The sequence below is a fragment of the Marivita sp. genome (assembly GCF_022763305.1).
Taxonomy (GTDB): domain Bacteria; phylum Pseudomonadota; class Alphaproteobacteria; order Rhodobacterales; family Rhodobacteraceae; genus Marivita.
Window position 1 is genome coordinate 1 of record NZ_JALEGT010000058.1, and the last position, 6,686, is coordinate 6,686.

The 6,686-nt window shown below is 58.2% G+C and carries 7 protein-coding genes; 6 read left to right on the plus strand and 1 reads right to left on the minus strand.

All coding sequences use genetic code 11. From position 1 onward, the window contains the following. The 6 genes from MRY75_RS11995 to ccmI form a co-directional block, all read left to right on the plus strand. Positions 1–1,101: ATP-binding protein (locus tag MRY75_RS11995; RefSeq protein ID WP_292308083.1), on the plus strand; the 1,101-nt coding region annotated here is incomplete at its 5' end. Beyond that, positions 1,037–1,342, plus strand: coding sequence for an SHOCT domain-containing protein (locus MRY75_RS12000; protein ID WP_292308085.1), 306 nt, complete (start codon positions 1,037–1,039; stop codon positions 1,340–1,342). The genes MRY75_RS11995 and MRY75_RS12000, both read left to right, overlap by 65 nt. Positions 1,343–1,406: 64 nt before the next feature. Continuing rightward, positions 1,407–3,407: a heme lyase CcmF/NrfE family subunit gene (locus MRY75_RS12005; protein WP_292308087.1), complete on the plus strand. Its 2,001-nt coding sequence runs from the start codon at positions 1,407–1,409 to the stop codon at positions 3,405–3,407. A gap of 8 nt (positions 3,408–3,415) precedes the next feature. Further along, positions 3,416–3,982 carry a DsbE family thiol:disulfide interchange protein gene (locus MRY75_RS12010; protein WP_292308089.1) on the plus strand — a complete coding sequence of 189 codons (567 nt, stop codon included), beginning with the start codon at positions 3,416–3,418 and terminating at the stop codon, positions 3,980–3,982. Beyond that, entirely contained in the window at positions 3,979–4,452 is a 474-nt protein-coding gene (locus tag MRY75_RS12015) for a cytochrome c-type biogenesis protein (protein WP_292308090.1), read from the plus strand. Before MRY75_RS12010 ends, MRY75_RS12015 begins: the two co-directional genes overlap by 4 nt. Beyond that, complete coding sequence (gene ccmI / locus MRY75_RS12020; protein WP_292308092.1) at positions 4,449–5,603, plus strand: c-type cytochrome biogenesis protein CcmI; 1,155 nt, start codon at positions 4,449–4,451, stop codon at positions 5,601–5,603. Before MRY75_RS12015 ends, ccmI begins: the two co-directional genes overlap by 4 nt. 28 nt (positions 5,604–5,631) lie before the next feature. Here the strand turns inward: ccmI and MRY75_RS12025 are convergent. Beyond that, positions 5,632–6,686, minus strand: a 1,055-nt coding sequence (locus MRY75_RS12025; protein WP_292308095.1) for a thioredoxin family protein, incomplete at its 5' end; no start/stop codon positions are given.

Below are 6,686 nucleotides of genomic sequence, written 5' to 3' on the forward strand. Positions count from 1 at the left end.
GAGGGCGAGTTGCGACCCTTGCCCAATCTCTCTGATGAAATGACAGAAATGCATCTCGCAATGATGCGTGGGGAGTTGACAGCGGTTGAAATGAACTTGTCGATCGCGATCGAGGGATCGCGTTGGCTGAATGTTGGAACGCGGTTCGAGCGGCCACCAATCCAGTGGCCTTTTTATTCGATGCTGACCTTCGGGATCTCCGCTGGACTGCTTCTGGTGGCCATCATCTGGTTTGTCATGACGCGCCTGACGCGTCCGCTTCGGAATTTGTCCAAAGCCGCCGACCATCTCGGCCGAGGCGAGGATGTGCCGGAGCTGGCAATTGCAGGGCCGACCGAAGTCAGGGACCTGACTGTCGCCTTCAATCGCATGCAAAGCCGGCTGACCCGGTTTGTCAGTGATCGGACACGGATGCTCGCAGCCCTCGGGCACGATTTGCGCTCGCCGCTCACCGCCATTCGGGTCCGCGCGGAACTGGTTGACGAAGAAGAGACGCGGGACAGCCTTATCGCCTCGGTCGAAGAGATGCAGAGCATGGTCGATGCGACACTTACCTTTGCACAGGGCCTAACCGGGTCGGAAGACTCCGAGGTGGTCGATCTGCGCAACTTCCTGGACAGCTTGTGCAGCGATATGGCGGCACACTGCGCGTTTGCGCCGAGCGAAGATATTGCCGTGCGGCTTCGACCAAACGCTTTTCGCAGGGCGTTGAGGAACTTGCTTGAGAACGCCGTTCGTTACGGTGGGTCCGCACACATCAGTTGGGCGATCCACGACTCGAACCTCTTGCTGAACGTCGATGACAACGGGCCGGGCATTCCAGTCGACCAGTTGGAAAAGGTCTTTGATCCGTTCTACCGCCTTGAGCAATCACGGTCTCTGGAAACCGGTGGCTACGGGCTTGGACTCTCGATCGCGCGAACGATCATCCAGTCCCACGGCGGCGATATCCAGTTGGTCAACCGGAACGGCGCGGGTCTGCGCGCCGTTGTCACCCTCCCTCTGGATGAAAACGAACTGATCGAAGGAGACACAGATGAAACTGAAAGAGTTGATCCTACCGTTGCTGGCCAGCTTGCCCGCCAGCATGGCGCAGGCTGATGGTCCAGGCTCCTGGACGGGGCACATGTGGGGCGGCGGCTATGGTTTCATGGGCGGCTTCATGATGCTTTTGTTCTGGGGCGCCGTGATCGGATTGATCGTCTTCCTGGTGGTCAGGATGCGAGGCAATGAAACGCGTCCGTCGGAACCTGACGCGCAGGAAATGCTGAGGCGCCGTTTTGCGAATGGTGAAATCAATGAAGAAGAGTTTCGCCGACTGAAAGCAACGCTCGACGAATAGACCGCATCACATATTCGAGCATCGCTCGATGCGACGCCACTAACCTTGGATAGGAAAGAATGCCATGTTCCCCGAAATTGGTCATTTCGCGCTAGCACTCGCGCTGGCGCTTGCACTTGTTCAGAGCGTTCTTCCGATCACGGGCGCATCGCGTGGAAACACCGTTTGGATGAAATCCGCTCAGACCACAGCCCTTGGTCAGGTGGTGTTTGTGACTATTGCCTTCACGGCGCTGATGCAGGCCTTCATTGTCAGCGATTTCACCGTCAGGAATGTGGTCGAGAATTCCCATTCTCTCAAACCGATGCTCTACAAGGTCGCCGGAACATGGGGCAGCCATGAGGGTTCGCTCTTACTCTGGATACTCATTCTTGCGGTGTTCGGAGCCGGCGTTGCCACTTTCGGGTCGAATATCCCGGCCGAAACCAAGGCGCGCACGCTGTCGGTTCAAGCATGGATCAGCGTCGGCTTCCTGTCTTTTCTCCTGCTGACGTCAAACCCGTTCGAGCGAGTGTTTCCACCGCCGCTCGACGGCAACGATCTGAATCCGTTGCTTCAGGACATGGGTCTCGCGCTGCACCCGCCGCTTTTGTATTTCGGGTATGTCGGGTTCTCCATTGTGTTCTCTTTCGCCGTCGCAGCTCTGTTGGAAGGCCGCGTCGATCCGGCCTGGGCCAGATGGGTCCGACCGTGGACATTGGCCGCCTGGATCAGCCTGACGGCCGGCATCGCGCTTGGGTCATGGTGGGCCTATTATGAACTGGGCTGGGGTGGATGGTGGTTCTGGGACCCGGTCGAAAACGTAAGCTTCATGCCCTGGCTCTTGGGCACCGCGTTGCTGCATTCGGCCATCGTGACAGAAAAGCGCGATGCGTTCAAAAGCTGGACGATCTTGCTTGCCATCCTGACCTTCTCACTTTCGCTGCTTGGAACGTTCATTGTCCGGTCCGGCCTTCTCACATCTGTGCATGCGTTCGCCGTCGATCCAGAGCGTGGGCTCTACATCCTCGGTCTACTAACCGTTTCCATTGGTGGTTCGCTGGCGTTGTACGCCTGGCGAGCACCAGACATGGAGCCGGGCGGCCTGTTTCGCCCGATCAGCCGCGAAGCCGGACTGCTCGTAAACAACCTCATACTTGCGGCGGCCACGGGCACAGTTCTCTTCGGGACGCTTTATCCGCTGATCCTCGAGGCTGTCACCGGGGACAAGATCTCGGTGGGCCCGCCTTTCTTCAATGCGGCCTTCATTCCGATGATGCTGGCGCTGGTGGTGTTCATGGGCTTCGGTCCATTTCTTTCCTGGAAACGCGCCGATGTCGCAGGCTTGCTTGACCGCGTCCGCTTCATCGCTGCACTGGCGCTCATCGCCGCTCTGGCCGCATGGTATCTTCTGAACGGCGGTCCGATCATGGCGTATCTCGCCATTCTCGGCGCAGCGTGGCTGCTTTTTGCAACACTCCGGGAATGGGCGCTGAGAATCCGCCTGTTCGAGGTTCCCCTTGCAGAGAGCATGAGACGCGCGCGCAATTTGCCACGGGCGTCTCACGGCATGACGGTCGCTCATGCAGGAGTCGCCGTATTGATGATGGGAATGATCGGGTCTAGCGCGTGGAAAAGTGAGGAAATCGTGTTCGCCGCCCCGGGGACCGACGTCGAAATCGCCGGATTCGATATCACGTTTGAAGGCGCAGAGAAGGTTCAAGGCCCGAACTACATTGCCGATCGCGGCACACTTGAGGTCCGCCGGAATGGGGAATTGGTCACAACGCTTTTTCCCGAGCGTCGATATTACCCGGTGGCGGAAAGCCAGACGACGGAGTCGGCCATCCGGTCCACATTAGCGGGGGACCTCTATACGTCGATTGCCACGCCAGCCTCCGATCAAGTGAACAACGCCGGATCATGGACCCTGCGCATCCTTTATGAGCCTCTCGTCAACCTGATCTGGATCGGCTCGATCCTGCTGGTGATCGGCGGCTGTCTGTCCTTGTCGGATCGCCGTTTGAGGGTCGGAGCGCCGCGCCGCGCAAAACGACCAGCCAGCGATGCTGTCCCTGCGGAGTAGGAGTGAAGATGAAGCGTCTCATTTCGGGACTTCCGCTTCTCGCGGCAGTCATATTTGGAGGGTTCTTTTTTTGGGGCCTCAATCCCGACAGGGACCCCAACGAAATTCCCTCCGTTCTCATTTCACAGCCGGCTCCGGAGTTTGACCTCGAACCAGTGGCGGGGCTGGAAACACCCGGTCTTTCCCGGAGCGATCTTGTCGGAAAAGAACGACCAGTTGTGGTTAATGTCTTTGCGTCCTGGTGCGTGCCTTGCCGCGCGGAACATGCCGTATTGACCAGATTTGCAGAGCGGGATGGCATTAGACTGTTCGGCATCAACTACAAAGACAAACCTGAGGATGCCGTGAGATGGCTCAATGATCTGGGCAATCCATATGAGCGGATCGGGTCTGACCTGTCAGGCCGGGCAGGCATCGAATGGGGGCTCTCGGGCGTGCCGGAAACATTCATCGTCGATGGCGATGGTATCGTATTGTTCCGTTATGTCGGGCCGGTTGTCGGTCCGGACGCCGTCGAACGTTTCACCGAAGCCCTTAAGCAGGCAGGCGCGCTGCCGAATGGAGCAGGTTCATGAGACAGTTGATTTTCGCGTTTTGCGTCGGGTTGCTTCCCCTTGCCGCCAATGCGGTCGAACCGGACGAAATGCTGACCAATCCGGTATTGGAACAGCGTGCGCGGGAGATCTCCAAAGATTTAAGATGCGTTGTTTGTCAAAACCAGGACATCGACAGCTCCAACGCGGGTGTGGCCCGGGACCTGCGCCTTCTTGTCCGCGAGCGACTGGTCGCAGGAGACACTGACACCCAGGTGATCGAGTATATTCGGGCGAGATATGGGGATTACGTGCTGCTTAAACCGCCTCTGGAGCCTGCAACCTACGCGCTTTGGTTCGCGCCGATCGCGTTCATCCTGATCGGGATTTTCGTTGGTGGAGGGGTGCTCATGAGTCGGCGAAAGCCGGAGACATTAGAAGATTTGAGCTCGGAAGATGAAAATACCGTGTCCGAAATACTTAGGCAAAACGAAGCGAGGGACGCATTATGATCTGGGGAATTTTCGTTCTTCTGACACTGCTCGCAATCAGCTTTGTCCTTTATCCGCTTCTGTTGTCCAGATCGAGCATTCTCACCAGACGAGATGCGGTGCCGGCAATCCTTGCCGATCAGATGCAGGAAATCGAGCGCGACATGGAGCGTGGGCTCATCTCGGAACACGAAGGGCAAGCAGCGAAACTCGAGATCAAGAAACGAATCGTCGCAGCGGTGAGGAGTTCGGAAAGGAAAGTTGCATCTGCTGCCTGCACAGGCGGCAAAATCCCCTTGGTCATCGCGGCTGTTCTCGCACCATTGCTTGCAACAGGCTATTACCTGACCATGGGATCGCCCAACGTTCCCTCGATGGCGTTTGCCGGGAGAGCGGATGAGCGAGCGCAAAATGACGATGTGGCAATTCTTGCAAATCAACTTCGTGAAAGGCTCGAGTCCGACCCGGCGGGCGGTCCAAGCGAAGGCTGGATGTTGTTGGGCCAGACCTATCAGCGCATGGGTAGAGCAGGTGATGCCGTGGAAGCCTTCGAAGTTGTCGCCAAACGGGAGGACGCCACCTCCGCGACTTTCTCCATGCTGGCAGAGGCCGTCGCGGTTGCCAATGACGGCCTTGTTGTTCCTCAGGCAAAGATGGCCATTGATCGCGCTTTGGAGCTTGACGCATCCAATCCAGCCGCAACCTATTTCGAGTCACTTTATCTTCTTCAAAGAGAAGAGGCGCGACAGGCCTATGACCTGCTCGTTTCCCGGCTGAATCAGGAAGACGCTTACGTTCCCTGGATGGAAACTTATGCAGCGCAGATCAATCGGATCGCCGCCGCAGCCGACTTGCCGGTCGTCGATCTGCCTAGCGGGCCGACGTCACAACCCGGCCCAAGTGCGGCAGATGTTGCGGCTGCATCGGAGTTGAGTGACGCGGATCGCGCAGAGTTCATCCGCTCGATGGTCTCGCGTCTGGCCGAGCGGCTTAAGGATGACCCGGAGGATCTGGATGGGTGGATGCGGCTGGCAAACGCCTATACCGTCCTTCAGGAGCAGGATCGGGCCATTGAGGCCTACCGCAAAGCTGAAGCGCTGTTAAAGCAGCGTCCCGCCGATGATCCTCGGCGTCCGGCGGTCCGCGATGCCCTCGAGCAACTGGGCGGCTGACTTTGGGCCAGGGTTCCGCCCCGGCGGGTCACTCCTGTTCAGAAATCGTCGCGGGAACATTCCGACCGCCGGCTTGGGACAAGGCATTCAACACGTCGTCGGTCGTTAGTAATTCGGACAGCACAATGCCGTTCGGCGCGGATGGTCCATAGACGGCATTAAAGGGGATGCCATATCTGTCGAAACTCTCAAGATAACGGGAAATGCGTGCGTCCGGGCGTGTCCAATCTGCCTGCATCGGCGTAACACCAGGTGCCTCAAGCGCACTGCGGACCGGCTCACGGTCGATTACCAGTGTTTTGTTCGCTTTGCATGTCAGGCACCAGTCTGCGGTCACGTCAACAAAGACGACCTCTCCCTCCGACACGCGCTTCGCTATTTGCGACCGGTCGAACGCGACCCAGTCCAAGCCCGACTGTGACTCCGATTGCGCAGGCGCGGATTGCTGCAGGAGAGGACCTGCAACAAGAGCCAAGACAAGGCTCGTTGTGGCAATAGACCAGCGAAGTTGGGTCCGCATATTCGGAAGGGACAACATCAGAACGGCGACGCCGGACAACATCGCGACCGCAATCACGGACGCAAGCCCGGCAACACCTTCAAGGACCCAGAACAACCACACGGCTGTTGCAAGCAACAAGATCCCCATGACACTCTTGACGACCAGCATCCATCCGCCAGGCTTGGGCATAAACGCAACAAGACGCGGGAACGCGGCGATGACGAGATAGGGCAGGGCGAGGCCGAGCCCGAGGCTCGTAAAGACGATGAGTATGTCCACGCCACGCCCAGCCAAGGCAAATGCGACTGCGGTGCCGAGGAACGGTGCCGAGCACGGTGTTGCCATGATGGCGCCGAACATGCCGGTGAAAAAGTCGGAGGAATACCCGCTTCGCCCTCCGGCACCTGCAAGCCGTGTCTGCAGGCCGTTTGGGAGGGCCAGTTCAAAAACTCCGAACAGATTTGCTGAAAAGACAAGCAGGACTGCGATCATCACGGCAAGAAATAGCGGGCTTTGGAATTGCAGCCCCCACCCAACACTGAGCCCTGCAGCTTGAAGTCCCCAAAGGATCACGGCAAGGC

Coding starts and splice junctions, on each gene's coding strand:
- MRY75_RS12000 (WP_292308085.1), top strand. CDS start 1,037: ATGAAACTGAAAGAGTTGATCCTACCGTTGCTGGCCAGCTTGCCCGCC.
- MRY75_RS12005 (WP_292308087.1), top strand. CDS start 1,407: ATGTTCCCCGAAATTGGTCATTTCGCGCTAGCACTCGCGCTGGCGCTT.
- MRY75_RS12010 (WP_292308089.1), top strand. CDS start 3,416: ATGAAGCGTCTCATTTCGGGACTTCCGCTTCTCGCGGCAGTCATATTT.
- MRY75_RS12015 (WP_292308090.1), top strand. CDS start 3,979: ATGAGACAGTTGATTTTCGCGTTTTGCGTCGGGTTGCTTCCCCTTGCC.
- ccmI (WP_292308092.1), top strand. CDS start 4,449: ATGATCTGGGGAATTTTCGTTCTTCTGACACTGCTCGCAATCAGCTTT.